The organism is Leucobacter sp. OLIS6, assembly GCF_002752355.1.
Classification (GTDB): Bacteria; Actinomycetota; Actinomycetes; order Actinomycetales; family Microbacteriaceae; genus Leucobacter.
This window is the reverse complement of the sequence record NZ_MRAV01000014.1, coordinates 347,962-374,007: the sequence shown is the minus strand read 5'-3', so window position 1 is coordinate 374,007 and position 26,046 is coordinate 347,962. Positions and strand designations below refer to the sequence as shown.

The window sequence follows — 26,046 nt, the reverse complement described above, 5'->3', positions numbered from 1 at the left end:
TGCATGCCTGATCTGAGAAACTAGGACCCGTGATCATCATCGCCTGCCCCGGACAGGGCTCCCAGACCCCCGGCTTCCTCTCCGAATGGCTCGAGGCACCCGGCGCCCGCGAGTTCCTCACCGCCGCTTCCGAGCGGAGCGGCGTCGATCTGATCGCGCACGGCACCGAGAGCGACGCCGACACGATCCGCGACACCTCGGTCGCCCAGCCGCTCATCGTCGCCGCTTCCGTGCTCGCCTGGCGCGCGCTCGAGGCGCGCACATCGCTCGACGGCATCGGCGTGGCCGGCCACTCCGTCGGCGAGTTCGCCGCGGCAGCAGCGGCCGGCGTGCTCGACGCCGGCGACGCCCTCGCGCTCGTCGGCACTCGCGGTCGTGCGATGGCCGCCGCGGCCACCCGCGCCGAGACCGGCATGGCCGCGGTGGTCGGCGGCGTCGAGGCCGACGTGCTCGCCGCGATCGAGGCGCAGGGCCTGACTCCCGCCAACCGCAACGGCGGCGGCCAGATCGTCGCAGCGGGCACCCGCGAAGCCCTCCTCGCGCTCGGCGAGAACGCCCCGCGAGGAGTACGCGTGATCCCGCTCCAGGTCGCCGGCGCGTTCCACACCGAGTTCATGGCCGAGGCCGTGCCCGTGCTCGCCGACGCAGCAGCAGCGGTCACCCCCAACGATCCGGTGCGTCCCCTCTGGACCAACGCCGATGGCAGCCGCATCGAGAGCGGTGCCCGGTACCTCGAACTGCTCGTCTCGCAGATCGCGAACCCCGTGCGCTGGGACGCCTGCATGACCTCGTTCCAGGACGCCGGCATCACCGGCCTCATCGAGCTCACCCCGGCCGGGGCGCTCACCGGCATCGCGAAGCGCGCGCTCAAGGGCGTGCCGACCGTGGCCGTGAAGACCCCCGCCGACCTCGACGACGCGATCGCGCTGATCGCCGACGCCGCCTGATTCCGGAAGGACCCACCGATGGCACAGCTCGTCCAGCCCACCGGACCCGCTCACACCCGCATCCTCTCGGTCGGCGCCGCCCGCGGCGACCTCGACGTGCCGAACGACGACATCGTCGGCCCGATCGATTCCTCCGACGAGTGGATCCGCCAGCGCACCGGCATCGTGCAGCGCCGCCGGGCCAGCGCCGAGGTCGGCGCGGTCGATCTCGCGGTGCAGGCCGGCGAGGAGGCGATCGTGCGCTCGGGCCTCGACCGATCCGAGATCGATGGCGTGATCATCTCGACCATCTCGAACGTCGCGGTGACCCCCTCGATGGCATCCCTCGCGGCCCACCGCCTGGGTCTCACCCCCGCGGCCGCGTTCGACATCTCGGCCGCGTGCGCCGGCTACACCTACGGCGTGGGTCAGGGCGACGCCCTCGTGCGCGCCGGCATCTGCAAGAACGTCCTGGTCATCGGCGCCGAGAAGCTGTCCGACATCATCGATCCCACCGACCGCTCGATATCGTTCCTGCTCGCCGACGGCGCCGGCGCCGTGGTCATCGGAGCGAGCGACCACCCCGGCATCGGCCCGACCAACTGGGGCTCCGACGGCGAGAAGTGGGACACGATCGGCGTCACCTCCACCTTCGAGGAGTACCGGGCGAACCCGACCGAGGTGCCCTGGCCGACCCTGCGCCAGGACGGCCAGACCGTGTTCCGCTGGGCCGTCTGGGAGATGGCGAAGGTCGCACGGCAGACCCTCGAGGCCTCGGGCATCGAGCCCGGCGATCTCGCCGCGTTCATCCCGCACCAGGCCAACATGCGCATTGTCGACGAGTTCGCGAAGCAGCTGAAGCTGCCCGAGTCCGTCGCGATCGCCCGCGACATCGAGATGCAGGGCAACACGTCCGCGGCCTCGATCCCCCTCGCCATGCACGCCCTGCTCGAGGAGCGTCCGGAGCTGTCGGGCGGTCTCGCCCTGCAGATCGGCTTCGGCGCCGGCCTCGTCTACGGTGCGCAGGTCGTCGAGCTGCCCTAGTCTCGACCCACACGCTTTACCGACCGTCCATACCCACCGATACAAGGAGAATCCGCACATGGCATTCAGCAACGAAGAGGTCCTCGCAGGTCTCGCCGAGCTCATCAACGACGAGACCGGGATCGCGGCCGACGTCGTCGCAGCCGACAAGTCGTTCACCGACGACCTCGACATCGACTCGATCTCGATGATGACCATCGTGGTCAACGCCGAGGAGAAGTTCGACGTCAAGATCCCCGATGAGGAAGTCAAGAACCTCAAGACCGTCGGCGACGCCGTCGACTTCATCGTCAAGGCTCAGGCCTGAGACGGCGGTCTCCGCGCTGCGGAGGCCGCATCGGAGCCGCCGCGGGCGGGCGTCCCATCGACGGGCGCCCACCCGCGAGGCCTCCCCACAGTTTTCAGCAGCCGGGCACGAGCCCGGCCTCGCATCGATTGGACTCGCGGAGCACCCAACATGAGTAAGAAGATCGTCGTCACCGGCATCGGCGCCTCCTCTCCCCTCGGCGGCACGGCCACCGAGAGCTGGGAGTCCCTCCTCGCCGGAGAGTCGGGCGTTCGCACGCTCGAGCAGGAGTGGGTCGCCAAGTACGAGCTGCCCGTGACCTTCGCGGGGCAGGCGCGCGTCTCGCCGGCCGAGGTGCTCGACCGGCCGGTCGCGAAGCGCCTCGATCCGTCGAGCCAGTTCGCGCTCGTCGCCGCGAAAGAGGCCTTCGCCGACGCCGGTAGCCCCGAGGTCCCCTCCGAGCGTCTCGGCGTCGACTGGGCGACCGGCATCGGCGGCGTCTGGTCGCTGCTCGACGCCTGGGACACGCTGCGAGAGAAGGGCCCCCGCCGGGTCATGCCCCTCACCGTGCCGATGCTCATGCCGAACGCGCCGTCGGCCGCCGTATCGATGCACTTCGAGGCCCGCGCCTACGCGCGCACCGTGGCCTCGGCCTGCGCATCGAGCACCGAGTCGATCGTCAACGCATACGAGCACCTGCAGGCGGGTCTCGCGGACGTCGTGATCGCCGGTGGCTCGGAGGCCGCGATCCACCCGGTCACGATCGCCTCGTTCGCCTCGATGCAGGCGCTGTCGAAGCGAAACGACGATCCGGCGCACGCGTCGCGCCCGTACAACACCGATCGTGACGGCTTCGTCATGGGCGAGGGCGCTGCGGCGCTCGTGCTCGAGACCGAAGAGCACGCGCTCGCTCGCGGCGCCAAGATCTACGCCGAGATCGCGGGCGGCGGAGTGACCGCCGATTCCTACCACATCACCGCCAACGACCCAGAGGGCAAGGGCGCCATCCGCGCCATGCTCATGGCGCTCGAGCAGGCCGGCGCGACCCCCGAGGACGTGACGCACATCAACGCGCACGCCACCTCGACCCCGGTCGGTGACATCAACGAGTACCGTGCCCTGCAGGCCGTCTTCGGCGAGCGTGCGGACACCATCCCGGTGTCCGGCACCAAGGCCGCGACGGGTCACCTGCTCGGCGGCACCGGCGCGCTCGAGGCGATGTTCTCGGTGTTCGCGGTGCAGAACCGCGTCGCTCCCCCGACCATCAACCTGGTCGACCAGGATCCCGAGATCCCGGTCAACGTCTCCGTGCAGCCGCAGCCGCTCGGCGACGGCCCGCAGCTCGCCATCTCGAACTCCTTCGGGTTCGGCGGCCACAACGCGGTCGTGGCGATCCGCTCGTACGACGCCTAGTCGACGGCGAAGCCACAGCACCAGAGCGCAGCAGAGGCCCGGATCCGTTCAGGATCCGGGCCTCTCTCGTTGGCGTGCCGACCGACCCCCGGTACTCCGCTGGCTCCATCGGCACAGTTTGTCGGGCGGCGGTTCCGGTGCGCTGCGCGCCCCGGCCGCCGCCCAGCTCTATCCGACCCGGTGCAACGGCACCACGATCGCGTCGCCCGGTTCCGCCCCGCGGAACGGCTCGAGCTCCTCGTCCCAGGACTGTCCCAGCGCGAGCCGCAGCTCGCGCGCGAGGACATCGGGATCGCCCGCGGCGCCGATGATGGCGGCGTGGATCGCGTGCTCGGTGAGCACCCCGTTGCCGGCGCGGTCGGTCTGCATGTGGAAGATCCCGAGCGACGGGGTGTGCATCCAGCGGCCGCCGTCGCCGATGCGGCTGGCGTTCTCGGTGATCTCGAAGCGCAGCTGCTGCCATCCGAACAGCGAGGACGCCACCGCGGGCGCGGTTCCCGCAGGCCCGCGCCAGTTCGCCGTGGCGCGCACGAAGCCGGGCATGAGCGGCTGCGGGGTCCACTCGAGTTTGACCGTCCGCCCGATCTCGCGAGCGAGCGCCCACTCGACGTGCGGAGCCAGCGCCTTCGGGCAGGAGTGCACGAAAAGCACCCCCGTGGCGGTTGCCGACGTGGTTTCAGACGACATCGCGATCTCCTCCTCCGACTCGAAACGTCTTCCCCAACGTCGATTCGGTGCGGATCGGATCCGTCACTGGCGATCCTGCCATACGATTTCGGGTCGCGCAACGACCTCTCAGCGGTTGCCCGGCCCCCGGAGCCGGCTGCGCCCGCTCAACCGGCTGCGCAGAACTCGTTGCCCTCGGGATCGCGCATGACCCACCAGTGACCGGCCGGTCCCTGGTCGACCTCGGTGAGGCGCGCGGCGCCGAGCGCCTCCAGCCGTGCCAGCAGGACGTCGAGTCCCGACTCCCCCGCGTGCACATCGAGGTGCAGGCGGTTCTTCACCTGCTTCTGCTCGGGCACCCGCTGGAACAGGACCCGGCGCCCCTCTCCGGTGCCGCTGAACGGATCGAACGCGTCGTCGGGGTGCCGGATCGCGGCGAGGGACGCGAAGCGCCGGGAGCCTCCGTGCTCGGTGGTGGCCGCTTCCGGCAGTTGCCCTGCCGCCAGCAAGTGCGAGACGAGCGCACCGGGATCCTCGACCGCGTACTCCAGCGCTCCGGCCCAGAAGTCGGCCAGGGCGTGCGGATCACGGCAGTCGACGACGAGCTTCCAGTGCAGAGCCATGCCCCTGTTCTACCCGGTGCGGCGGGGACCCGCAAGGGTTGGAAGGACCGCGGAGGCGACCGGGCCTCGTGACGCCGCATAACGCGGTGGCGCGCGTTCCCATCCGGGCGGAGTACCGTTGAGGGTATGAAACCGTTCCTGCTGATCAGCACCCGAGGCGAAGACGAGCTCGCCGCGCAGGAGCACGCCTCGTACTGCCACCTGACCGGGCTGCTGCCCGAGGATCTGGAGTGGCGTCGGGTGGAGCGCGAACCCCTCGGGCCGATCGATCTCGACCACTATTCGGGCATCATCCTCGCGGGCAGTCCGTTCACGGTGAGCGAGCCCGTCGAGTCCAAGTCGGAGACCGAGCTGCGGGTCGAACGGGAACTCTCCGAGCTGCTCGACGAGGTGATCCGCCGCGACGTGCCGTTCCTCGGCATCTGCTACGGGGTCGGCACCATCGGAGCGCACCAGGGTGCGATCGTTGATCGCGCCTACGGCGAGCCCGTCGAAGCGGTGCGCGTCTCGCTCACGGAGGCCGGGCTCACCGATCCGCTCATGCGGGAACTCCCGGACGAGTTCGACGCGTTCGTCGGCCACAAGGAGGGCATCAGCCGCCTGCCCGAGCACATCGCGGTGCTGGCGAGCTCCCCCGGGTGTCCCGTGCAGGCATTCCGCGTCGGGCGCAACGTCTACGCGACCCAGTTCCACCCCGAGCTCGACGGTGCGACGTTCGCGTCACGCATCCGCATCTACGCCGATCACGGGTACTTCGACCCGGTGGAGCTCGACGCGGTCGTCGAGCGGGTCGAAAACGCCGACGTTCGGGCGTCGCAGCTCGTGCTCGGCCGCTTCGTCGAGGAGTACGCCCGGGCGCTCCCCGACTTCGTCGAGCCGACCGGTGGTGCGGATTCGGCGGACCTCGCCGGTGCGACGGTCGTCGACTTCCCCGCGCCCGGCATCGGTGCGGCAGACGCACCGCGACTCGTCTCGAATCGCTGATCGTGCACGCCGAGATCCACGGCGACGGCATGCCGGTGCTGTTCCTGCACGGCGCGGGCGTCGCCGGCTGGATCTGGCGGCAGGCAGCCTCCGAGGTGCGCGAGGCGCACGACAACCTGCAGACGATCGCGGTGGATCTTCCGGGGTTCGGCCGCTCGGCGGCATCGACTTACCCGGGTGCCGACGCGACGGTCGCCGAGCTCTCCGATCTGATCCGTGACCGGGGCCCTGCCGTGGTGGTGGGCTTCTCGCTCGGCTCGCAGCTCGCGCTGCGCCTCGCGTCGCTCGCTCCCGATCTCGTGCGCGGGCTCGTGTGGATCAGCGGCGAGACGCGTCCGACGCCGTTCCCCTGGGCCACCGGCGTCGGAGCGGGTGCCGCTGCCGCCCTCGGCCGGGTGCCGGCGTTCGCGAGCCGTCAGGCGACGCAGGCCGGGGTGCCCGTTCCGCTGCGCTCGGAGTACCTCTCGGATCTGCGATCCATGCGCGTCGACTCGGTGCGCCGCAGCGTCGACGAGAATCAGCGCTTCCGCGCGCCCGTCACCATCGATCGTTACCACGGACCCGCGGTTGCGCTCGCCGGATCGCTGGAGCGTCGGATCGTCCGGGAATCCGCCGACCGCCTGCCGGAACTCATTCCGGGCGCCGCGGTCGAGGTAGTAGCCGGCGCCAAGCACCACATCCCGTACCGGTTCCCCGAACGGGTCGCGGCCGCGACCCTCGGTGTGCTCGACGCGGATCGCTAGCGTCGGGCGCCCCGCCGCCCGACGCGGAACTCGTCGGGCACGCGCGGTCCGCCGTCGAGTTCGTCGGCGACGAGCGCACCGAGCAGCGGCGCGAACTTCGCCCCGTGCCCCGAGCACGCCGACAGGATCGTGATGCCGTCGTCACCGTCGATCACGAAGTCCTCGCTCGGCGTCATGGTGAAGAGGCAGGTCGTCTCGGCGTAGGGCTCCGGATCGAGGCCCGGGTACTCGGACGCGATCCGTTCGATCATGGCGTGGCGGGCAGTGTCGGAGATGCGACCGTCCTGCTTGGCCGCCGATGCCAGCGGTCGGCCCGCGTGGTACTCGGCGATCTTGAGGCCGCGGAAGCCGGCGTCGCGCCCACCCGGCAACGCATAGCTGCGCGAGGACCGGTCCTGCCGGATCACCGTCGGCCAGTTCGCATCGGCGAAAGCGGCCGCGTACGGGAAGTGGAATGCCTCTTCCTGCGTGACCTCGAAGGCCGGCAGCCCCGCGCGGAACGCGTCGCTCAGCGGCAGCTTCGGCAGCAGTTCGGGCAGCCATCCGCCGGCGGCGACCACCACCCGGGTCGCGTGCACGGGCTCCCCCACCCCGCTGTGCACGAGGTACCCGCCTTCGACCCGTTCGACCGCCTCCACGGTCCAGCCGGTGCGCAGCTCCGCACCGTGGTTCTGCGCCGCACGGACCATCGCCCGCACCGTGCGTTCCGCGTCCAGCACGCCGGCGTCGGGCTGATGCAGCACCTCGGTGTCGAAGCGGAACTGGGGCCAGCGCTCCCGAGCGGCTTCGGCCTCGAACACCTCGTGCGGGATCCCCTGCTGCGCGAGCACGCGCGAGAGCACGGTGGCCGGCACGAGATCCCCGTGATCGAGCCCGCCGGTGCGCGAGATGAGCGGCTCGCCGCCGATCGCCGAGAGTTCCTCCCAGAGCGGTGCGGCGCGCTGCACGAGGCCGGTGTAGAGCGGGTTCGCGTAGGGATAGCGGAAGATGCGCGCCGAGCCGTGCGAGCTTCCGCGAGCGGAGGCGGGGCGATCCCGTTCGAGCAGCAGCACCTCGTGCCCTCGGCGCGCGAGGTGCCAGGCGGTGGAAGCACCGGCGATGCCCGCGCCGATGACGAGGTGGGAAACGGAGTCCATGTCGACAGTCTGCCAGAGGGCGCACGGACGGCGAGGGGGCGAAGCGACCCCTCGGTCGCTTCGCCCCCTCGCCGAGCGGAGCTCGCTCGATCAGTCCCGCGCGTCGGCGGGATCGCCGCCGGAGCGCGGCTTCGATCCGGTGGATCCACCGGGCCCACCGGGCCCGCTCGCGGCGCTGCTGCCCGCGGCCTCCGCCGCCGTCAGCTCGCGCAGCTCGGCTTCCAGAGCCTCGGCCTCCGCGCCGCCGACGGCCTCGCCGCGCGCGACCATGCCCGACTGATCCGACAGCGGGATCTGCTTGAGGAACAGCGCGAGCACGAACGATGCCAGAATGAACGGCAGCACGTACCAGAACACCGGCGCGAGCGAATCCGCGTAGGCGTTCACGATCCCGTCGCGGATCGGCCCGGGCAGCTCGCTCATGCGCTGCGGATCCAGCGTCGCGGTGGCCTGACCGGGATCGGCGACCCCGGCGCCCGCGAACACCTTGCCCAGCTGCTCGCTGAGCCGGGAGGTGAACAGCGCGCCGAAGATCGCGACGCCGAGCGAGGCGCCGACCTCCCGGAAGTAGTTGTTGGTGCTCGTCGCGGTGCCGATGACCTCGGCGGGGACCGAGTTCTGCGCGACCAGCACGATCACCTGCATGATCAGGCCGAGCCCTGCGCCGAAGAAGAACAGGTAGACGCAGATCAGCCAGATGGGCGTATCGGCCGAGAGGGTGGTCATGGCGACCATCGCGGCGGCGGTCACGAGCGTTCCGATGATCGGGTAGATCTTGTATCGGCCGGTCTTCGTGATGACGATGCCCGAGGCGATCGAGGTGCCCATCATGCCTACCATCATCGGGATCATGAGCAGCCCCGAAGCCGCGGCCGACGTGCCCGACGACATCTGGAGGAAGGTCGGCACGAACGCGATCGCGGAGAACATGCCGATGCCGAGCGTCAGTCCGATCGCCGTGGTGTTGATGAAGATCGGGTTGCGGAAGAGCGAGAGCGGGATGATCGGATCCTCGGCCTTCGATTCGACCCACACGAACAGGCACGCGGCGACCAGCAGGCCGGCGCCCCACATCCAGGTTTCGGGGGCGTCCCAGCCGTGCAGCTTGGCGTTGCCGCCGAAGTCGGTGAAGAAGATGAGGCAGACGGTCGCCGCCGAGAGCAGCATGACGCCGAGGACGTCGATCTTCTTCTCCGCCTTCTTGTTGGGCAGCGTGAGCGTGAACCACGCGATCGCGAACGCCGCGATGCCGACTGGAATGTTGATGTAGAACGCCCACTCCCAGGTGAGGTGGTCGACGAAGTACCCGCCGAGCAGCGGGCCGGCCACCGCGGAGATGCCGAAGATGGCGCCGAGCGGGCCCATGTACTTGCCGCGCTCGGACGCGGGCACGATGTCCGCGATGATCGCCTGCGAGAGGATCATCAGCCCGCCGCCGCCGAGGCCCTGGATCGCGCGGAAGACGACGAACATCCAGAAGTCGGTCGCGAATGCGGCACCGACGGACGCCAGCGTGAAGAGCGCGATCGCGATGAGGAAGAGGTTGCGGCGGCCCAGCACGTCGCCGAACTTGCCGTAGATCGGCATCACGATGGTCGTGGCGAGCAGGTAGGCGGTCGTGATCCACGCCTGGTGCTCGACGCCGCCGAGCTTGCCGACGATCGTGGGCATCGCCGTCGAGACGATGGTCTGGTCGAGGCTGGACAGCATCATGCCGGCGATGAGCGCCGAGAAGATGATCCAGATGCGCTTCTGGGTCAGGAGCAGCGGCGCGTCAGCGGTCGCCGAACGGCCTGAGGCTGCGCGAGCGGGGGAACTCATGCGGATCCTTACTGTGGGGTGTGGCATCGGTCGGGTGGGAGGTCTGCGGGCGCGCCGGAGCGCACTGGCGGAGCGAGGCGTTGTCGCCGAGCGGAGCGGGTCGTCTGCGGAGCTGGTGTTGTCGGGAGCGGGTCGGGGCGAAGCGGGTCGACCCGGGTCAGGGGTTCGGGGACGCGCCGCCGATCGGAGCGTCGGGATCCCGGAAGAGCCGTCGGACCTGTGCGAGCGTCTCCTCCAAGACCCCGCGCATGCTCACGGGTTCCGCGCCCGATCCGACGGTGGCGAAGTAGTGACCGGCGGCGGTCAGCACGATCGGCATGAGCGACATCAGCGCGAGCTGCACCCTCGGGTCCTCGGGTTCGAGCCCCTCGCGCTTCGCGATGAGGGCACGGACCATCTCGTGCTGCGCCTTGTTCTCGCGGATCAGGCGCGTCATGAACTCCGGCTCCTTCTCGAGCAGGGCGTGCATGTCGGTGAGGCTGCCCGTGATCTGCAGCATCTCGTCGAAGCTGCGCCAGGAGACCTCGACCAGATCGTTCATGAGGGCGGGCCCGAGCTCGGCGTCGCCGGTGCCGCGAGCGACGAACCACTCGGCGAGCTCGTCGCTGATGGCGTCGCTGGGACGCCCGATGATCGCATCCTCCTTCGTGTGGAAGTAGTTGAAGAAGGTGCGGCGCGAGATGCCGACGATCTCGCACAGCTCCTCGACCGTGAAGCCGTTCATGCCGTGCTTCGCGGTGAGGCGTCGGGCGTTCTCGGTGAGGCTCAGGCGCGTATGGCGCATGCGCCGCTCGCGCGATGATTCTGCACTCTTGGTCACGGAGTGCAATTATGCACCATTCTCCTGAGAGTGCAACTTTGCGGCGAGGGCCCCATCGCCATGCACCGCCGGTCAGGAAATGCGGGGAGGCTCGGTGCGGCTCCGGGCCGCGAGCTGCGCGTTGTAGCGTTCGAGCTCCGCATCCTCCTCCGCCTCCCGGTGCCGTGCCGAACGCATCTCGCTCCTCCGCCACTTCGACAGGGTCACGATCAACACGATGAGCAGCGGGAGTTCGCCGTACGACCACGCGAGCCCGCCGGCGATGGCCTGGTCGAGCGCGCGCGGGATCCCCCAGCCTGCCGGATCGTCGGCGTAGGCGCGGAACAGCGGTGCGGTGCTCAGCAGCATCACGAGTCCGAACACGGCGTGGATCTGGATCTCGATCACGACATTGGCGAGCCGAGCCCCGTACGAGGGCGCGCGCGGCAGCGGGTCGAGGGACCAGAGGGGCGCCGCTGCGATGATGCCGAGCAGGAGGAACAGGGTGAGCAGCACCCCGTGGCCGCCCGGGAGTGCCAGGAGGGCGCTCACGGCATCGGTGAAGTAGAGCGCCGGGAACGCGAGTGCGGCGATGACGATGGCCATCGCGGGGTGCAGGAGGATCCTCGCGACGGAAGATCGGGCGCCGCCGATCGCACCGCGTAGGGTCGGCCGGCCGATCCCGCGGTGCGGAACCGCGCGCAGCAGCAGCCTGCCGGGGCTGCCTATGAGCAGCAGGGGCGGCGCGACGACCATCAGGGTGATCTGCTGGAACAGCAGCGCGGACACGAGCGCCTCGGCCTGCGCGTTGACGCCGAGCCCGGTGGCGCCGAACCAGAGCGCGCAACCGAGCACGAAGGACAGCACGCGGGCCGGCGACCAGCGCCTCCCCCTGCGCCGCAGGGAGATCGCGCCGGTCAAGTAGGCCGCGCAGATGATCAGCGCGATCCAGGCGAGCGGTGAGGCGCGAAGCGGGTCGAAGACGAACAGGTCGGCGAGGCCGAACGGTCCAGGTTCGGTCGGGCTGATGACTGGGCGGGCGGGCATGGCTGCTCCTCGGTCGATGCGTCTCGGGGCGCGTCCGTGCTGCTCTGCTCCGGCACATCGGAGGTCGCTGAAGGAGCGCGGTGCGCAGCGCGCTGCACGCGTCGGGCGAGCAGCGGCGGGGAACCGAGAGGAATCAGGTCCGGCTGACGGCGAGGACCGCTGGAGAGGTGCGGAGTGCGGGCCACCCGGGGACCGGGAGGCGGGGTCGCGATCCGCCGATGCCGGCGGTGAACCGTGCGAGAAGTCGGCGGTCCGAAGCGAGCAGCAGGACGGCGGTCAGCAGCAGGGCGAGAACGCACGCCGCGATGAGGTCGGCGTGCTCGCCGCCCTGCGGTGAGAGCCGGGTGCCCGAATCGGCATGGGGAGCATCGGCCGGAGTGGCTGACTCCGCCGAGCCCGGTACGGCCGGTTCGAGGGCGTCGATCGCTGCGCCCGCAGCTGCTGCGGGCGCGGATCCGTGATTCGCCGGGTCTGCGAGCAGCAGGGAGTGCATGCCGATGAGTCCGAGGAGGATCGCGCCGACGGCGAGGAATCTGCCGAGGCTCCCCCGCGGTACCCGCTCGTGCCGATTGCTCACGCGGGCCACGCTAGCAGTCCGCCCAGAGCTCTGGCCGGGCGGCTTCTCTAACTCGGCGGTGTGGGAGGCAGGGCCGTTCAGCGCAGGAACAGGATCCAGAGCGGCAGGCTGACGATCAGCCCGGCGACGAACGCGATGACGACCGCGAGGCCGCCCTGCCGGAGGAAGCGTCCGGGTACGCGCACCGTCGCCCACCGGGGGTCGGCGGCGATCGCGGCCAGCACCGCCGCGTCGACGCGATCGTCGAGCACGGCGACATCCGGGTTCGCGGGATCGAGCACGACCGACGCGGGCGCGTTCCGCTGGATACCGTAGCGTGTGGGCAGCAGGACGTAGGCCGTGCGCGGCAGGCCACCGCTCGGCAGCACCTTCACGAGCGCGAGGCGAGCGGACTCCGGGGATGCTGGGAAGCGCATCGTCGCGGCGACGCGCTGCTCCCGCCCGAACACCTGTCCGACCCGAGCGGGGGCCGTCTCCCCCGGAGCCGCACCGGTGGCGAGGAGCTGCGAGCGCTGCGCGATCAGCGTCACCAGGCGGTCGACCATGCGCAGGCCGATCCCCAGGTTCACGAGGATCACGACGAGGAGCGTCGGCAGCATGATCAGCTGCGGTGTAATGCCCCTCGGGTGGAACCCCTCGGTCGCGAGGACGATCGACTGCGCGATCATCAGTCCGAGCAGCGCGCCGAGAATGACCCCGGCCGCGATCCCGAAGTTGCGCTGCAGAGACCAGTCCATGCCTTCAGTATGCAGTATCCCGGTACGCCGCCGCCATCGCGACCACGCTCGGCGGTGCCCGCACAGTTCGAGTCCGCGTCGGTGTTCGCCGCCCGGCTACGCCCCTGCAGAATCCGGACTCGAACGTGAGAGGCGCTCTGCGATCTCGCGTGCGACGGCGTCCGCGGGCTTCGCGGTCGTGTCGATGACGGCCGCCTGATCGTGCAGCCAGGAGCGCGCAGCTTCGATGTAGGGGCGGACGTGGTCGTGACGGAATGTCGATGGCCCCATGTCGGCGTCGTCATCGATGCGGTGCCGCAGCGTGGTCTCGTCCGCGTGCAGGACGAAGTGGTGCACGGTGATCTCGTGCCGACCGAGGTCCGCAGCGATCTCTTGCCAGTACTGTTCGGTGAGCACGGTCATCGGAATGATGAGGGTCCCGCCCACATAGTCGAGCACCCGTCGGGCAGTCTCGGCGACGAGCGGCCTCCAGGGCGGCCAGTGCTGGAAGTTGCCCGTCTCGGGCAGAGCCGGCGCGATATCCATGAGCACCTCGCCGACCTTCTCGGCGTCGAAGATCCGCGACTGCGGGACCAGGGGCTGCAGGAGGCGACTGGTCGTCGTCTTCCCCGCCCCGTGCGTTCCGTTGAGCCAGATGATCACGATCCCAACAGTAGCTGTGCCTGTTGCGGGCGTCGTGCTCCCCCGGGGTCCGATTCGGGGATGGCTACGCTGATACCGAAGCCGATGCCGTCGATCGAGGAGTCATGATGTGGAAGGTTGGACCGGTCCGATCAGTCCGAGAAGCGACTGTGTTCCGGAACGCGGACATCCTCGATGTGCAGCTCGTCGATGAAGCCGACCGGACGCGCGCCGTTTCGGAGGCCACCTACACGGAGCTCCGGGAGACATCGGACGCGCTGATCTCGGTGCGAGTGGATCCGCTGCGGCTCGATCCCGCGCAGATCGCGGGACTCGCTCCCGACTTCCTCGAGTTCACTCCCGCAGACCCCGAGAAACCAGGTCTGCTCACGGAGCAGCTGGCGGCGCTCGAGCCGCTCGGTATCCCGTCGATCTGCGCCGGCCTCACCATCGCCCGTGACGATCTTTCGCTGCTCGGCCACGAGTCGCACCTGGAGCGGCTGATCGACGCCGGCGCCCGGTATGTGCAGGTTGAGATCCAGTCGTTCGTCGATCCCGATTTTCGTATTCGCGGCGCCGTTCGCGAACGGATCGGGGACCTGCTCGCCCGATTCCCGATCCTCATCTCGGATTCCTGGACGGACCTGGGCACGCAGGCCGGGGTCGGCGAAGCTGGCCTTTTCTTCGACCTGGCCCAGGACGCGATCACTCCGGCCGGCGTCGTGCGCCTGATGCGGGGCCGCTGAAACCGTATGCCCCGCGCTAGCCCTACTCTGACCCACGGATTTTCGCGGACACACAGAAGCCCGGTCAGGAAACCAGTCCTGACCGGGCAACATTCGAAGTTCGATTGGTAGGGCGTGCGGGGCTTGAACCCGCGACCGACGGATTATGAGTCCGCTGCTCTAACCGGCTGAGCTAACGCCCCTGGGCAACTCCCTCAGTCTATGACCCCGCCGAGGATCTCCTGGCCGCGGCCGCCGCGCGGCGCGCGCGAAACACTCGGATCCTGGGATCCAGAAAGCGCCACGCGAACAGCAGCACGATGACGGCGAACAGCAGCATGGCGATCGCACCGTCGGAGGTCGTCAGGAACCCCGTGAGCATCGGGTGCTCGGCGCGAGTCGCCGCGTCGAACTCCCACCAGTGATCCTGACCGCGCACCGAGGCGCCCGCCGATCGCGGGGTGCCGCCGAGCTGCCGCCCGAGCCACGGGCGCACCACCGCGTTGAGCAGGACCCCGACGACGAGCGGCAGCACGAGCGCCACAATAAAGCTCGGCGGGCGCACACGGAAACGGGACTCGGTCACCCGACGATCCTACGGCCGTTGGCCGTCGGCCGCCGCCCACTGGCAGCGCGCGGCCGGTCTCCCTGCCAGACTGGAGCGATGCCGCACCGCCTGTTCGACGCACCCGCGATTGAGGTCGCTCCGCATCTGCTGGGCGCCCGTGTCTCGGTGCAGCACCCGGGCGGCTCCGTCACGGTCCGCATCACCGAGGTCGAGGCGTACCACGGCGTCGGGGTGCCCGGCCCCTACGACGCGGGCTCGCACTCGAAGGACCGCCGCACCGAGCGCAACGCCTCGATGTTCGGCCCGCCGGGCCACGCCTACGTCTACTTCAGCTACGGTATGCACTTCGCGCTCAACCTGGTCTGCTCGCCCGAGGGATCCGCCTCGGGGGTGCTGCTCCGCGCGGGCGAGGTCGTCGCGGGCGAGGCGCTGGCCCGATCCTTCCGCGTGCGGAAACGCGGCATCTCCACCCCGGATGCACCGGCTGGCTCAGGCGCACCGGGCACCCCTGCCGCACCGGAGATCCCGCACCGCGCGCTGGCCCGCGGCCCCGGCAACCTCGCGGCCGCGCTCGGCGTGACCCGCGAGGCGCACGACGGCCGTGACCTCTTCACCGCACCGTTCTCGTTCGAACCGGCGCCGGCGCTCGCCGCCGAGATCGCGCGGGGACCGCGCGTCGGTGTGGCGGGCGAAGCGGGCGGTCCGGCGTTCCCGTGGCGGTTCTGGTTGCCGGGCGATCCGACGGTGTCGGCGTTCCGGCCCGGCCGCGGAGCGCCGCGGGGCTGAGCGCCGCGGCGCCCGCAGCATCCGCCGAACAGGGCCCTACTCCCCCGGCGCGAGCAGCCCGCTCTCGTAGGCGAGGATCACGAGCTGCGCGCGATCGTGCGCGCCGACCTTGCTCATGATCCGGTTCACGTGCGTCTTCGCGGTGTGCGGCGAAATGAAGAGCTGCTCGGCGAGCTCCTGGTTCGATCGGCCGCGGGCGACGAGCAGGAGCACCTCGACCTCCCGCTCGGTGAGGCCGGAGAGCTCCGCGGGGACCCCAGTGCCGCGGACGCCGCTCGCGGGCATCACGTAGCGGCTGATGAGCGCCCGGGTCGCGACCGGCGAGAGCAGGGTGTCGCCGGCGTGCACCGCGCGCACCGCCCGAGCGATGTCGTCGGGTTCCGCCCCCTTGCCGATGAAGCCGCTCGCACCGGCGCGCAGCGCCGACACCACATACTCCTCCTCCTCGAAGGTGGTGAGCACGAGGACCCGCACTTCACCTGATCCCGGTTCGGCGCAGATCGCCTCGGTCGCCCGGATCCCGTCGACGTCGGGCATGCGGATGTCCATGAGCACCACATCGGGGCGCAGCCGCGAGGCTTCCGCGATCGCCTCCCGGCCGTCGGCGGCGGTGCCGATCACGTCGAGGTCGTCGTGCACGGCGAGGATATCGGCCACGGCCTGCCGGATCAGGGGCTGATCGTCGACCACGAGCACGCGGATCATCGGGCGCCCTCTTCGGGGATCGGGAGCACGGCGCTCAGGTGGAACACTCCGGCGATCCGGCCCGTGGTCACGGATCCGCCGAGCGCGGCGACGCGCTCCCGGATCCCGACGAGCCCCAGTCCGGCGGACGTAGCAGGATCCTCCGCGGTACTCGTGCCGACCGGATTGGAGAGCTCGATGCGCAGCTCGTGCAGATCGACGTCGAGCCGCAGCGCCGCTCGATGCTCCGAACCGTGCTTGAGTGCGTTGGTCAGGCCCTCCTGCACGAGGCGGTACGCCGCCCGGTCGGTCGCGCCCAGGATCCGCGAGGGATCGCCGTCGATGCGGAGCTCGACGTCGAGACCCCCCTCGCGCACCCCGGCCAGCAGCGCCTCGAGCCGGTCCAGGCCGGGCTGCGGCGCGGTCCCGGGATCGCTCGTCTCGTCGGCGCGCAGGTAGTGCAGCAGCTCCCCGATCTCGCCGATGCCGCCGCGCGCGGCATCCCGGATCGTGCTGAGCGCCTCGCGGGCGCGCTCGGGTCGTTCCTCGAGCAGGCCGGCCGCGACGCCGGCGTTCAGGTTGATCACCGCCAGCTGGTGCGCCACGGTGTCGTGCAGTTCCCGCGCGATGCGCAGGCGCTCCTCGGCGACCCGCTGCAGCGCCTCGCTCTCGCGCGTCTCCTCCGCGCGCTCCGCCCGCTCGGTCATCGCCGCCAGGTACTCGCGCCGCGAACGGGCGCTGTCGCCGAGGGCAGCCGCGATCGACAGCGCCGCACCGACCTGGAACACCCGGGGCGAGAACGAGCTCCAGTCGGTCACGGCGATGCTGAGCAGCAGGATCAGCCCGGTGGCGACGGCCGCGGCGATGAGTGCGAGCCGCCGAGGTGCCCGGTTCGCGAGCGTGAACGCGGCGATCGTGAGCCCGATCCCCGGCCCGATCGACGGCGAGGACCCGAGCGCGGCGAGGAAGAACACCGCGAACGTCGCGACGAAGACCGCGAGCGGCCAGCGCCGCCGGACGAACATGAGGCCGGCGGGGATCACGAGCAGCAGCACGCTCCAGAACTGGTGCAGCGCGCTCGGCTCGCCCATGGGCGGTCCCGGCGGGCGCCCCCAGGCACCTCCCGAACCGGGCATGCCCCCGAACCCCATGCCCAGGCCGCTGCCCACCAGGATCCCGCCGCCCAGCAGCACGACGAGCGCGGCGGTCAGATCCGCCGCCCAACCGGGCCAGCGCTCGTGTTCCTCCGGCTCCGTCGCAGCCGCGCGTGCATCGCTCATGCCCCCAGTCTGCCCGGGTTCGGCCGAACGCGCGTCGCCCGAGTGCGGCATCCGGGATACCGCGATCGCAGTACGGGGTGTACCCGCAGGGGTGACGCGCAACCGGCGCCCCCTCGGAAGACTCGGAACAGTTCTCGATCGAAGGACGAAAGGACCCCCGATGTACTGGACCATGCTGCGGCGCGAGCTGCTCGGACGGAAACGGCAGACGATCATCGTCGCAGCCGGACTCGCGATCGCCATCGCGCTCGTCATCGTCGTGTCGGCGCTCTCCGCCGGCGTCAAGCAGGCGCAGACCCGAGCCCTCGAGGGCGTCTACGGCGTCGGCACCGACCTCACCGTGACCGGCGCCGCCACTGAGCCCGGCCAGGGCGGCGGCCCGCGCTTCGAATTCGGCCAGAACGACGGACAGAGCACGGACGGCACGACGACGCTCGCGAAGTCGCGCCTCATGTCGAACCCGCGCCAGGGAACGCTCGATGCCAGCACCGTCACCGCGGTCGGCAAGCTCGACGGCGTCGCCAAGACGACCGGGGCGCTCAGCCTCACCAACACCACGTTCACCGGCGAGATGCCCGACCGCTCCCAGATGCAGTCGCAGAGCGGCGGCATGAGCGCACCGCCCGAGGGCGGCGCAGGAGGCGCCGGCGGTTCCGGCGGCAGCTCGTTCGGCATCGAGAGCTTCACCGTGCTCGGCGTCGATCCCTCGGCCACGGGCGTCGGCCCGCTCTCGGCGACGAAGGTGAGCTCGGGACGCGCGCTCGCCGCATCCGACGCCGGGAAGAAGGTCGCCGTGGTCGACTCCCTCTACGCGAAGACCGAGAGCATCGCGGTCGGCGACTCGGTCGAGGTCGGCGGCAGCACGGTCGAGGTGGTCGGCATTGTCGCATCGACCGGTGACGAGGCGGAGACCGCCGCGAACGTGTTCCTGCCCATCGACACGGCGCGCACCCTCGCCGGTGTCGAAGACGTCGTATCGACGGTGTACGTGAGCGCCGATTCTGCGAGCGGTATCGAAGCGCTACAGCAGAAGATCGAGAAGCAGGTTCCGGACGCCACCGTGAGCTCGCAGGCGGATCTCGCCGCGCAGGTCTCAGGCTCCCTCTCGAGCGCCTCCTCGTTGATCACGAATCTCGGCACCTGGCTCTCGATCATCGTCCTCGCGGTCGCCCTGGTCATCGCCATGCTGCTGACCAGCTCGGGCGTCTCGCGGCGCACCCGGGAGTTCGGCACCCTGAAGGCGATCGGCTGGTCGAACCGGCGCGTGGTCGGACAGCTCGCCGGCGAATCCGGTGTCCAGGCCCTGATCGGTGGCGTCGTGGGCCTCGTGCTCGGTCTGGGCACGGTCGGGATCATCAACCTGATCGCCCCGAAGATCGGCGGCGGCGCCACCGCCACCGCGGGTCGCGCGGCGGCCGAGGGCGCGATGCCCGGCGGCGCGGGCGGCGGAATGCCTGAGAGCGGGGGCGGAATGCCCGGCGGCTTCGGACGCGCGGCGCAGCAGGCGACCGAGATCGTGCTGCACGCTCCCGTGACCCCCTGGATCGTGGCGGCCGCGATCCTGCTCGCCCTGTTGGGCGGCCTGGTCGCCGGCAGCTTCGGGGCCTGGCGCGCCGCACGGCTCAGCCCGGTCGAGGCGCTGAGGGCCGTCGCATGAGCCCCCTCGACGCGGCCCGGCCGGGTCCCCAGCTCAGCACCGATTCAGAACGGAACGAGACCCAGATGAACCCCACAGCCCAGGCGGCACCCGAGACCGCCGTCTCCCCCGACCCCGCAGCCCGGTCGCGCATCGAGCCGATCTACGTGCTGGACGGCATCACCAAGAGCTATCGCATGCAGGGACGCACCCTCACCCCGCTGACCGGCGTGGACATCAGCATCATGCCCGGCGAGTTCGCGACGATCCAGGGCCCCACCGGCGGCGGCAAGTCGACGCTGCTGCAATTGCTCGGCGCGCTCGACCGGCCGAGCAGCGGAGTGCTGCGGCTGGACGGGATCGACCTCGCCGCGGCGCGTGACGGCGTACTCACCCGGATGCGCGCCGCGCGGATCGGCTTCGTGTTCCAGTCGTTCAATCTGATCCCCACGCTCACCGCCAGCGAGAACGTGAACGTGGCGCTCGAGGGACGCGGCATGACCGCGTCCACCCGGACCGAGCGCGTCGCCGAGGCCCTCGCGAAGGTCGGGCTGGCGGATCGCGGCGGGCACCGGCCGAGCGAGCTGTCGGGCGGCCAGCAGCAGCGCGTCGCGATCGCGCGCGCCATCGTCGCGGGACCCAAGGTACTGCTCGCCGACGAGCCGACGGGCAACCTCGACGAGTCGATGCGCGACGAGATCCTCGAGCTGCTGGAGGGGTTGAACCGCGAGGGCCTCACCATCGTCGCGGTCACCCACGACTCCGCGGTCGCGAAGCGGGCGCACCGGCGGCTCCGCCTCGACGGCGGCCGCCTGCACGAGGTGCGGCGCTAGTCGCGGTCCGGGGCGGTGCCCGGCTCGGCCCGGGCGCCGACGCCGGGCGCCGCCTCGTCGAGCACGTTCGCGCCGTTCTGCGGGTGGAACCGCGCCAGCATGATCACACCCGCGACCGCGATGAGGCCACCGGTCACGAAGCCGAGAATCTGGAGGCCGTTCGCGCCGGACGCCTCGCCGAGCACGAGGATGCCGATGAGCACCGCGACGAGCGGGTCGATGACCGTGAGCCCGGCCACCACGAGGTCGGGCGGGCCCGAGGAGTAGGCGTTCTGCACGAACACCATGCCGAGCAGCGCGCCCAGCACGAGCAGCGCCGCGCAGGCCCAGGTGAGCCACTCCACGTCGCCCTGCTGGAAGCGGACGATGATGGTCTTCGCGAGCGTCGCGACGAAGCCGTAGAGCACACCGGCGCCGACGATGTAGAGCAGCGCGATGCGGCGGTGGCGCAGCGCGAGGAACGCGATGACCGCGAGCACGAGCACGACCGCGTAGGTGATGAGGATCACGAGCAGCTTCTCGTTGCCGATCGGCCGCTCGACCGCGGCGAAGGCGGCCACGGTGACGTAGGTGACGATGCCGCCGACGCACATGGCGATCGCGGTCTTCGCCCGCTTGCCGAGGCGCACCCCCGAGAGACGGGAGTTGAGGATCGAGGTGATCACCAGGCCGACGACGCCGATGGGCTGCACGACGATGATCGGGGCGACCGTCAGCGACAGCAGCTGGAACACGACCGCGAGGCCGAGGCACACCGTGCCGACGACCCAGGAGGGCCGCCGCAGCAGGCTGAGCACGTGCCGGAAGGAGAGCCCGGATCCCGCGCTCTCGCCCGTGATCCGCTCGACCTTGTTGAGCCCCCGCGACTGGTACTGGGCGCCGAACGCGAGCAGCGCGGCGCCCACGAGCGCGGCGAGGATACCGAGGAGCTGCTTGGGCGAGAACTCGACCTCGCTCGCGATCTCGGCGGTCTCGAGCAGGAACGGCGCGGTGCCGACGGAGAGGAGGCTCGAGATCACTCCTCCAACCTACCCGTTCACGGAGCGGGGTGTCCCGCGCATGATGTCGATGAGTCGTGCCGCGGCACGCGGGACCTCGTCGTTGACGATGATCTCGTCGAACTCGTCGGCGGCGGCGAGCTCGACCTTGGCGGTCTCGAGCCGTCGCGCGCGCTCCTCGCCGTCTTCGGTGCCGCGCCCCACGAGGCGGTTGACCAGTTCGTCCCAGCTGGGCGGGGCGAGGAACACGAGGCGGGCATCGGGCATCGAGGCGCGCACCTGGCGCGCGCCCTGCAGGTCGATCTCGAGCAGCACGAGCTCGCCGCGCTCGGACGCCTCCTGCACAGGACCGCGCGGCGTGCCGTAGCGGTACTTGTTGTGCACGGTCGCCCACTCGAGCAGTTCGCCCGCGGCAAGCATGCGGTCGAACTGCTCGTCGCTCATGAAGAAGTAGTGCGTACCGTCGACCTCGCCCGGGCGCGGGGCGCGGGTGGTCGCCGAGACCGAGAGGCTCACCTCGGGGTAGTGCTCGCGGATGTAGGTCGCCACGGTGCCCTTGCCGACCGCCGTCGGGCCGGCCAGCACGGTGAGCGGCGGGCGCGTGCCCGCCGCCTCGGCGCCGACGCGCTCCCGGACGAAGCCCTCGAGCCGTTCGCGCTGCTGGCGGCCGAGGCCGCCGAGGCGCTTGCGCTCCGAGATGCTGAGCTCCTCGAGGATTCGGCTGAGCTTCACCTGGCCGATCGCGGGGAACGAGAGCAGGAAGTCGGTGACGCGGAGCGACGCGGCCGGAGTCTCCGGGACCCGTGCCTGCTCGAGCACGCGCAGGGGCGACGCCTCGCCGCTGCGCAGCCGACGCTTCACCTCGGCCCGCGCGCGCCGCGCGGCGACCGCCGCCCGGCTCGCAGCCGTCCGATCCACGTCGGGCATTGCCCGATCCGATGCCCGCTCCTCGGCCATCCCTACCCCTTCAGTGCTTCTGCGATCGCATTCGCCCGGTCCCGCACTCGCGCGGCGAGGCCGTCGGCTCCCCCGGCGAGGACGCTGCGCGATTCGTTCGCGAGGATCGCGTCGCCGAGACCACCAAAGATATCGCGTGCGCGTTCGATCTGCGCGCCCTGGAACCCGAAGCCGGGCGCCAGCACCGGCAGCGCGGGCCCGGCCGGCCGCACCGAAGGATCGATGCCAAACTCGTCGAGCACGAGCGTCGCCCCCAGAACGACGCCGATCGAGCCGACCTGAGCCGTCGGGTCGTGCGCCAGATTCCACGCCGCGGCATCGCCGACCATGGCGTTCGCGACGGTCGATCCATCGGTGCGCACGGCGGTCTGCACCGGGCGCGCCTCGGGGTTCGAGGTCGCGGCGAGCACGAACAGCCCCTTGCCGTGCTCGCGCACGTGACCGAAGGCTCCGTCGAGCGTGCCGAAGCCCTGGTAGGCCACCACGGTCATGGCGTCGACCTCGAGCGGCGAGCCGGGGGTGAGCCAGGCGTCCGCGTACGCGGCGAAGCTCGATCCGATGTCGCCGCGCTTCACGTCGGCGACCACGGCGAGCCCGGCCGCGCGGGCGTCGGCGAGCACCCGCTCGAGGGCGGCGAAGCCCGCCGATCCGAATCGCTCGAAGAAGGCGATCTGCGGCTTCACGCACGCGGCGACGCCGGCGGCGGCCGCGACGACGTCGCGGCCCATCCGCTCGGCTCCGGCAGCGTCGTCGGAGAGGCCCCAGTCGGCCAGCAGCGGCGCGTGGGGATCGATCCCCGCGCACAGGTGCCGGCCCGCCGCGAACTCCGCGGCGAGCCGGTTCCCGAAGGCGACCGTGGTCATCGAGCGGCCTCCGCGCGGGCCAGGACGCGGTCGGCCTCGTATTCCTGCAGCGACTTCACGTCGAAGCCGCGCTGCTGCGCCGAGATGGCGCCGACCGCGGCCGAGAGCTCCGAGATCGTCGTGAAGATCGGCTTGTCGGCCGCCACGGCTGCCGCACGGATCTCGTAGCCGTCGGCGCGAGCCGAGCTGCCCGAAGGCGTGTTGATGATCATGTCGATCTCACCGCGGTTGATCAGGTCGACGATGGTGTCGCCCTCGGCCTGGGCCGAGTGCTTGCGCACCGTCTCGCTCTCGATGCCGTTGCGGCCGAGCACCACCTGGGTGCCGGGCGTCGCGAGGATCCGGTAGCCGAGCTCTTGCAGACGGAGCGCGGGGAGCACGACCGCGCGCTTGTCGCGGTCGGCGACCGAGAGGAACACCGTGCCCGAGGTGGGCAGCTCGCTGCCCGCGGCCGACTGGCTCTTCGCGAAGGCGACCGGGAACGTGCGGTCCATGCCCATGACCTCGCCCGTCGAGCGCATCTCGGGCCCGAGCAGCGAATCGACGACGAGACCCTCGTGGGTGCGGAAGCGCTTGAACGGCAGCACGGCCTCCTTGACCGCGATCGGCGCGTCGATCGGCGCGCGCGAGCCGTCGCGCTCGGGCAGCAGGCCCGAGTCGATGAGCTGCTGGATCGACTCGCCGGCCATCAGGCGCGACGCGGCCTTCGCCAGCGGGATCCCGAGCGCCTTCGAGACGAACGGCACCGTGCGCGACGCGCGCGGGTTCGCCTCGAGCACGTAGAGCACGCCCTGGCCGATCGCGAACTGCACGTTGAGCAGGCCGCGCACGCCGATGCCCTCGGCGATGCCCAGCGTCGCCTCGCGCACCGCCGCGATCTGGTCGTGGCCGAGCGTGACGGGCGGCAGGGTGCAGCTCGAGTCGCCCGAGTGCACGCCGGCCTCCTCGATGTGCTCCATCACGCCGCCGACGTACAGCTGCTCGCCGTCGTAGAGGGCGTCGACGTCGATCTCGATCGCGTCGTCGAGGAACCGATCGACGAGCAGCGGGTGGCCGGGGCCGACGAGGGCGTGGCCCTCGATGCGCTCGAAGTAGCCGCGCAGCGAGGCGGTGTCGTAGACGATCTCCATGCCGCGGCCGCCGAGCACGAACGACGGGCGGACGAGCACCGGGTAGCCGATCTCCTCGGCGACGCGGACCGCGCCCTCCTCGTCGATCGCGGTGCCGTTGCGCGGGGCCAGCAGGCCGGCGCGCTCGAGGATGTTCGAGAACGCGCCGCGCTCCTCGGCGAGGTCGATCGCCTCGGGGGTGGTGCCGAGGATCGGGACGCCCGCGTCCTTGAGCGGCTGCGCGAGGCCCAGCGCGGTCTGGCCGCCGAGCTGCACGACGACGCCCAGCAGCTCGCCCGACGCCTGCTCGGCGTGGATGACCTCGAGCACGTCCTCGAGCGTGAGCGGCTCGAAGTAGAGGCGGTCCGAGGTGTCGTAGTCGGTGGACACCGTCTCGGGGTTGCAGTTGATCATGATCGTCTCGTAGCCCGCCTCCGAGAGCGCGAACGAGGCGTGCACGCAGGAGTAGTCGAACTCGACGCCCTGACCGATGCGGTTGGGGCCGGAGCCCAGGATCACGACCTTCTTGCGATCGCTCGGCGCCACCTCGGTCTCGAGGTCGTAGGACGAGTAGTGGTACGGCGTGAGCGCCGGGAACTCGCCCGCGCAGGTATCGACCGTCTTGTAGACGGGGCGGAGGCCCAGGCCGTGGCGCAGGCCGCGGATCTCGGACTCCGAGACCCCGCGGATCGCGGCGATCTGCGCGTCCGAGAAGCCGTGGTCCTTCGCCTCGCGGAGCACGTCGAGCGTGAGCTGCGGGGCCGCCTTGACCGTCTCGGCCACCTCGTTGATCAGCTGGATCTGGTCGAGGAACCACGGGTCGATCGCGGTCGACTCGAAGACCTGCTCGATCGTCGCGCCGAGGCGCAGCGCCTGCTGCACGTCGACGATCCGGCCGTCGGTCGGACGCTTGATCGTCTCGAGGATCTCGGCGACGGGACGCGCCTCCTCTCCCCAGTGGAACGAGGTGCCGCGCTTCTCGAGCGAGCGCAGCGACTTCTGCAGCGCGGTCGTGAAGTTGCGGCCGATCGCCATCGCCTCGCCCACCGACTTCATGGTGGTGGTGAGGGTGTCGTCGGCGGCCGGGAACTTCTCGAACGCGAAGCGGGGAGCCTTCACCACGATGTAGTCGATGGTCGGCTCGAAGCTCGCGGGCGTCTTCTGCGTGATGTCGTTCGGGATCTCGTCGAGGCGGTAGCCGAGGGCCAGCTTCGCGGCGATCTTGGCGATCGGGAAGCCGGTGGCCTTCGACGCGAGCGCCGACGAGCGCGAGACGCGCGGGTTCATCTCGATGACGATCACGCGACCGGTCTTGGGGTCGATCGCGTACTGGATGTTGCAGCCGCCCGTGTCGACGCCCACGCGACGGATGATGTCGATGCCGATGTCGCGGAGCTTCTGGAACTCGCGGTCGGTCAGCGTCAGCGCGGGCGCGACGGTGATCGAATCGCCCGTGTGCACGCCGACGGCGTCGACGTTCTCGATCGAGCAGACGACCACCGTGTTGTCGGCGGTGTCGCGCATGAGCTCGAGCTCGTACTCCTTCCAACCGAGGATCGACTCCTCGAGGAGCACCTCGGTGGTCGGGCTGTAGTGCAGGCCGTCGCCCGCGATGCGGACGAGGTCCTCCTCGGTGTAGGCGAAGCCCGATCCGAGGCCGCCCATGGTGAACGAGGGGCGCACCACGAGGGGGTAGCCGAGGTCCTTGGCGAACTCCTTCGCCTCCTCGATCGTGTGCGCGACGTGCGAGCGCGCCACGTCGGCGCCCGACTCGATCACGAGGTCCTTGAAGATCTGGCGATCCTCACCGCGCTGGATCGCGTCGACCTTCGCGCCGATGAGCTCGACGCCGTGCTTCTCGAGGATCCCGAGCTCGTGCAGCGACATGGCGGCGTTGAGCGCGGTCTGGCCGCCGAGGGTCGGCAGGATCGCGTCGGGGCGCTCCTTGATGATGATCGACTCGATGACCTCGGGGGTGATCGGTTCGACGTAGGTCGCGTCGGCGAAGTCCGGGTCGGTCATGATCGTGGCCGGGTTCGAGTTCACGAGGATGACGCGCACGCCCTCTTCGCGGAGCACGCGGCAGGCCTGGGTGCCCGAGTAGTCGAACTCACAGGCCTGACCGATGACGATCGGGCCGGAGCCGATGACGAGGACGGAGTTGATGTCTGAACGCTTGGGCAT

Annotated in this window: 26 protein-coding genes and 1 tRNA gene; 10 read left to right on the top strand and 17 right to left on the bottom strand. The window is 70.7% G+C overall.

Annotated elements, in window-relative coordinates; genetic code table 11:
• Nucleotides 1-29: 29 nt before the first annotated feature.
• The 4 genes from BMH31_RS11835 (at nt 30) to BMH31_RS11820 (ending at nt 3,669) form a co-directional block, all read left to right on the top strand.
• The gene (locus BMH31_RS11835; RefSeq protein ID WP_099725060.1) at nt 30-947 is read left to right on the top strand and encodes an ACP S-malonyltransferase; all 918 of its coding nucleotides are present in this window, start codon (nt 30-32) and stop codon (nt 945-947) included.
• 18 nt (nt 948-965) lie between these two features.
• A complete protein-coding gene (locus tag BMH31_RS11830) occupies nt 966-1,970 on the top strand; it encodes a beta-ketoacyl-ACP synthase III (protein ID WP_099725061.1) in 1,005 nt (334 codons plus the stop codon).
• A 58-nt stretch (nt 1,971-2,028) separates the two neighbouring features.
• Nucleotides 2,029-2,277: an acyl carrier protein gene (locus tag BMH31_RS11825; RefSeq protein ID WP_099725062.1), complete on the top strand. Its 249-nt coding sequence runs from the start codon at nt 2,029-2,031 to the stop codon at nt 2,275-2,277.
• A gap of 150 nt (nt 2,278-2,427) precedes the next feature.
• Nucleotides 2,428-3,669: a beta-ketoacyl-[acyl-carrier-protein] synthase family protein gene (locus BMH31_RS11820; RefSeq protein WP_099725063.1), complete on the top strand. Its 1,242-nt coding sequence runs from the start codon at nt 2,428-2,430 to the stop codon at nt 3,667-3,669.
• A 168-nt stretch (nt 3,670-3,837) separates the two neighbouring features.
• Here BMH31_RS11820 and BMH31_RS11815 read toward each other — a convergent pair whose 3' ends face one another.
• Both BMH31_RS11815 and BMH31_RS11810 read right to left on the bottom strand, forming a co-directional pair.
• The gene (locus tag BMH31_RS11815; RefSeq protein ID WP_099725064.1) at nt 3,838-4,356 is read right to left on the bottom strand and encodes a DUF3145 family protein; all 519 of its coding nucleotides are present in this window, start codon (nt 4,354-4,356) and stop codon (nt 3,838-3,840) included.
• 146 nt (nt 4,357-4,502) lie between these two features.
• Nucleotides 4,503-4,958 (bottom strand): VOC family protein, encoded by a 456-nt coding sequence (locus BMH31_RS11810; RefSeq protein ID WP_099725065.1) that lies wholly within the window; start codon nt 4,956-4,958, stop codon nt 4,503-4,505.
• A gap of 126 nt (nt 4,959-5,084) precedes the next feature.
• Between BMH31_RS11810 and BMH31_RS11805 the strand changes: the two genes are divergently transcribed.
• Nucleotides 5,085-5,942, top strand: coding sequence for a glutamine amidotransferase (locus BMH31_RS11805; protein WP_099725066.1), 858 nt, complete (start codon nt 5,085-5,087; stop codon nt 5,940-5,942).
• A gap of 2 nt (nt 5,943-5,944) precedes the next feature.
• The gene (locus BMH31_RS11800) at nt 5,945-6,685 is read left to right on the top strand and encodes an alpha/beta fold hydrolase (RefSeq protein ID WP_099725067.1); all 741 of its coding nucleotides are present in this window, start codon (nt 5,945-5,947) and stop codon (nt 6,683-6,685) included.
• On the opposite strand, the gene BMH31_RS11795 is transcribed toward BMH31_RS11800, so the two are convergent.
• The 7 genes from BMH31_RS11795 to BMH31_RS11765 form a co-directional block, all read right to left on the bottom strand.
• Complete coding sequence (locus BMH31_RS11795; RefSeq protein WP_099725068.1) at nt 6,682-7,821, bottom strand: FAD-dependent oxidoreductase; 1,140 nt, start codon at nt 7,819-7,821, stop codon at nt 6,682-6,684. The two genes, BMH31_RS11800 and BMH31_RS11795, sit on opposite strands and share 4 nt — an antisense overlap.
• Before the next feature lie 90 nt (nt 7,822-7,911).
• Entirely contained in the window at nt 7,912-9,642 is a 1,731-nt protein-coding gene (locus BMH31_RS11790) for an MDR family MFS transporter (protein WP_099725069.1), read from the bottom strand.
• A gap of 157 nt (nt 9,643-9,799) precedes the next feature.
• Nucleotides 9,800-10,462 (bottom strand): TetR/AcrR family transcriptional regulator, encoded by a 663-nt coding sequence (locus BMH31_RS11785; RefSeq protein ID WP_143469868.1) that lies wholly within the window; start codon nt 10,460-10,462, stop codon nt 9,800-9,802.
• 72 nt (nt 10,463-10,534) lie between these two features.
• Nucleotides 10,535-11,488, bottom strand: a complete 954-nt coding sequence (locus BMH31_RS11780) for a cytochrome c oxidase assembly protein (RefSeq protein ID WP_099725071.1) — start codon at nt 11,486-11,488, stop codon at nt 10,535-10,537.
• A gap of 133 nt (nt 11,489-11,621) precedes the next feature.
• Complete coding sequence (locus BMH31_RS11775; protein WP_143469866.1) at nt 11,622-12,065, bottom strand: DUF6153 family protein; 444 nt, start codon at nt 12,063-12,065, stop codon at nt 11,622-11,624.
• 77 nt (nt 12,066-12,142) lie between these two features.
• A complete protein-coding gene (locus BMH31_RS11770) occupies nt 12,143-12,802 on the bottom strand; it encodes a hypothetical protein (protein WP_099725073.1) in 660 nt (219 codons plus the stop codon).
• 96 nt (nt 12,803-12,898) lie between these two features.
• The gene (locus BMH31_RS11765; RefSeq protein WP_099725074.1) at nt 12,899-13,444 is read right to left on the bottom strand and encodes an AAA family ATPase; all 546 of its coding nucleotides are present in this window, start codon (nt 13,442-13,444) and stop codon (nt 12,899-12,901) included.
• A 149-nt stretch (nt 13,445-13,593) separates the two neighbouring features.
• Here BMH31_RS11765 and BMH31_RS11760 point away from each other — a divergent pair, with 149 nt between their 5' ends.
• On the top strand, nt 13,594-14,169 hold the full coding sequence (locus tag BMH31_RS11760) for a hypothetical protein (protein ID WP_099725075.1): 576 nt from the start codon (nt 13,594-13,596) through the stop codon (nt 14,167-14,169).
• Nucleotides 14,170-14,274: 105 nt separating this feature from the next.
• On the opposite strand, the gene BMH31_RS11755 is transcribed toward BMH31_RS11760, so the two are convergent.
• Nucleotides 14,275-14,351 (bottom strand) — tRNA-Ile (locus BMH31_RS11755).
• 17 nt (nt 14,352-14,368) lie between these two features.
• Nucleotides 14,369-14,734 carry a hypothetical protein gene (locus BMH31_RS11750; protein ID WP_143469864.1) on the bottom strand — a complete coding sequence of 122 codons (366 nt, stop codon included), beginning with the start codon at nt 14,732-14,734 and terminating at the stop codon, nt 14,369-14,371.
• Nucleotides 14,735-14,812: 78 nt separating this feature from the next.
• Here BMH31_RS11750 and BMH31_RS11745 point away from each other — a divergent pair, with 78 nt between their 5' ends.
• Complete coding sequence (locus BMH31_RS11745) at nt 14,813-15,502, top strand: DNA-3-methyladenine glycosylase (RefSeq protein WP_099725077.1); 690 nt, start codon at nt 14,813-14,815, stop codon at nt 15,500-15,502.
• Between the two features lie 36 nt (nt 15,503-15,538).
• On the opposite strand, the gene BMH31_RS11740 is transcribed toward BMH31_RS11745, so the two are convergent.
• Together BMH31_RS11740 and BMH31_RS11735 are read right to left on the bottom strand one after the other, a co-directional pair.
• Nucleotides 15,539-16,207, bottom strand: coding sequence for a response regulator transcription factor (locus BMH31_RS11740; RefSeq protein ID WP_099725078.1), 669 nt, complete (start codon nt 16,205-16,207; stop codon nt 15,539-15,541).
• Nucleotides 16,204-17,466 carry a sensor histidine kinase gene (locus tag BMH31_RS11735; RefSeq protein ID WP_158234969.1) on the bottom strand — a complete coding sequence of 421 codons (1,263 nt, stop codon included), beginning with the start codon at nt 17,464-17,466 and terminating at the stop codon, nt 16,204-16,206. The genes BMH31_RS11740 and BMH31_RS11735 overlap by 4 nt, the downstream gene beginning before the upstream one ends.
• A 160-nt stretch (nt 17,467-17,626) precedes the next feature.
• On the opposite strand from BMH31_RS11735, the gene BMH31_RS11730 reads away from it, so the two are divergent.
• Both BMH31_RS11730 and BMH31_RS11725 read left to right on the top strand, forming a co-directional pair.
• On the top strand, nt 17,627-19,123 hold the full coding sequence (locus tag BMH31_RS11730; protein ID WP_099725080.1) for an ABC transporter permease: 1,497 nt from the start codon (nt 17,627-17,629) through the stop codon (nt 19,121-19,123).
• 65 nt (nt 19,124-19,188) lie between these two features.
• Nucleotides 19,189-19,935 carry an ABC transporter ATP-binding protein gene (locus BMH31_RS11725; RefSeq protein WP_241898265.1) on the top strand — a complete coding sequence of 249 codons (747 nt, stop codon included), beginning with the start codon at nt 19,189-19,191 and terminating at the stop codon, nt 19,933-19,935.
• Here BMH31_RS11725 and BMH31_RS11720 read toward each other — a convergent pair.
• Genes BMH31_RS11720 through carB form a run of 4 tightly spaced genes read right to left on the bottom strand, consistent with a single transcriptional unit; the run spans nt 19,932 to nt 26,046 of the window.
• The gene (locus BMH31_RS11720) at nt 19,932-20,954 is read right to left on the bottom strand and encodes a DMT family transporter (protein WP_241898264.1); all 1,023 of its coding nucleotides are present in this window, start codon (nt 20,952-20,954) and stop codon (nt 19,932-19,934) included. The genes BMH31_RS11725 and BMH31_RS11720 overlap by 4 nt on opposite strands.
• 9 nt (nt 20,955-20,963) lie before the next feature.
• The gene (gene gmk / locus BMH31_RS11715) at nt 20,964-21,860 is read right to left on the bottom strand and encodes a guanylate kinase (protein ID WP_241898263.1); all 897 of its coding nucleotides are present in this window, start codon (nt 21,858-21,860) and stop codon (nt 20,964-20,966) included.
• Between the two features lie 32 nt (nt 21,861-21,892).
• Nucleotides 21,893-22,753 carry an orotidine-5'-phosphate decarboxylase gene (gene pyrF / locus BMH31_RS11710; protein WP_099725082.1) on the bottom strand — a complete coding sequence of 287 codons (861 nt, stop codon included), beginning with the start codon at nt 22,751-22,753 and terminating at the stop codon, nt 21,893-21,895.
• Nucleotides 22,750-26,046 (bottom strand): carbamoyl-phosphate synthase large subunit, encoded by a 3,297-nt coding sequence (carB, locus tag BMH31_RS11705; protein WP_099725083.1) that lies wholly within the window; start codon nt 26,044-26,046, stop codon nt 22,750-22,752. The genes pyrF and carB overlap by 4 nt, the downstream gene beginning before the upstream one ends.

What these genes read in the sequence shown, in the direction of transcription:
- BMH31_RS11830 (WP_099725061.1), top strand. Translation starts at nt 966, where the DNA reads ATGGCACAGCTCGTCCAGCCCACCGGACCCGCTCACACCCGCATCCTC.
- BMH31_RS11825 (WP_099725062.1), top strand. Translation starts at nt 2,029, where the DNA reads ATGGCATTCAGCAACGAAGAGGTCCTCGCAGGTCTCGCCGAGCTCATC.
- BMH31_RS11820 (WP_099725063.1), top strand. Translation starts at nt 2,428, where the DNA reads ATGAGTAAGAAGATCGTCGTCACCGGCATCGGCGCCTCCTCTCCCCTC.
- BMH31_RS11815 (WP_099725064.1), bottom strand. Translation starts at nt 4,356, where the DNA reads ATGTCGTCTGAAACCACGTCGGCAACCGCCACGGGGGTGCTTTTCGTG.
- BMH31_RS11810 (WP_099725065.1), bottom strand. Translation starts at nt 4,958, where the DNA reads ATGGCTCTGCACTGGAAGCTCGTCGTCGACTGCCGTGATCCGCACGCC.
- BMH31_RS11805 (WP_099725066.1), top strand. Translation starts at nt 5,085, where the DNA reads ATGAAACCGTTCCTGCTGATCAGCACCCGAGGCGAAGACGAGCTCGCC.
- BMH31_RS11795 (WP_099725068.1), bottom strand. Translation starts at nt 7,821, where the DNA reads ATGGACTCCGTTTCCCACCTCGTCATCGGCGCGGGCATCGCCGGTGCT.
- BMH31_RS11790 (WP_099725069.1), bottom strand. Translation starts at nt 9,642, where the DNA reads ATGAGTTCCCCCGCTCGCGCAGCCTCAGGCCGTTCGGCGACCGCTGAC.
- BMH31_RS11780 (WP_099725071.1), bottom strand. Translation starts at nt 11,488, where the DNA reads ATGCCCGCCCGCCCAGTCATCAGCCCGACCGAACCTGGACCGTTCGGC.
- BMH31_RS11770 (WP_099725073.1), bottom strand. Translation starts at nt 12,802, where the DNA reads ATGGACTGGTCTCTGCAGCGCAACTTCGGGATCGCGGCCGGGGTCATT.
- BMH31_RS11745 (WP_099725077.1), top strand. Translation starts at nt 14,813, where the DNA reads ATGCCGCACCGCCTGTTCGACGCACCCGCGATTGAGGTCGCTCCGCAT.
- BMH31_RS11740 (WP_099725078.1), bottom strand. Translation starts at nt 16,207, where the DNA reads ATGATCCGCGTGCTCGTGGTCGACGATCAGCCCCTGATCCGGCAGGCC.
- BMH31_RS11735 (WP_158234969.1), bottom strand. Translation starts at nt 17,466, where the DNA reads ATGAGCGATGCACGCGCGGCTGCGACGGAGCCGGAGGAACACGAGCGC.
- BMH31_RS11730 (WP_099725080.1), top strand. Translation starts at nt 17,627, where the DNA reads ATGTACTGGACCATGCTGCGGCGCGAGCTGCTCGGACGGAAACGGCAG.
- BMH31_RS11725 (WP_241898265.1), top strand. Translation starts at nt 19,189, where the DNA reads ATGAACCCCACAGCCCAGGCGGCACCCGAGACCGCCGTCTCCCCCGAC.
- gmk (WP_241898263.1), bottom strand. Translation starts at nt 21,860, where the DNA reads ATGCCCGACGTGGATCGGACGGCTGCGAGCCGGGCGGCGGTCGCCGCG.
- pyrF (WP_099725082.1), bottom strand. Translation starts at nt 22,753, where the DNA reads ATGACCACGGTCGCCTTCGGGAACCGGCTCGCCGCGGAGTTCGCGGCG.
- carB (WP_099725083.1), bottom strand. Translation starts at nt 26,046, where the DNA reads ATGCCCAAGCGTTCAGACATCAACTCCGTCCTCGTCATCGGCTCCGGC.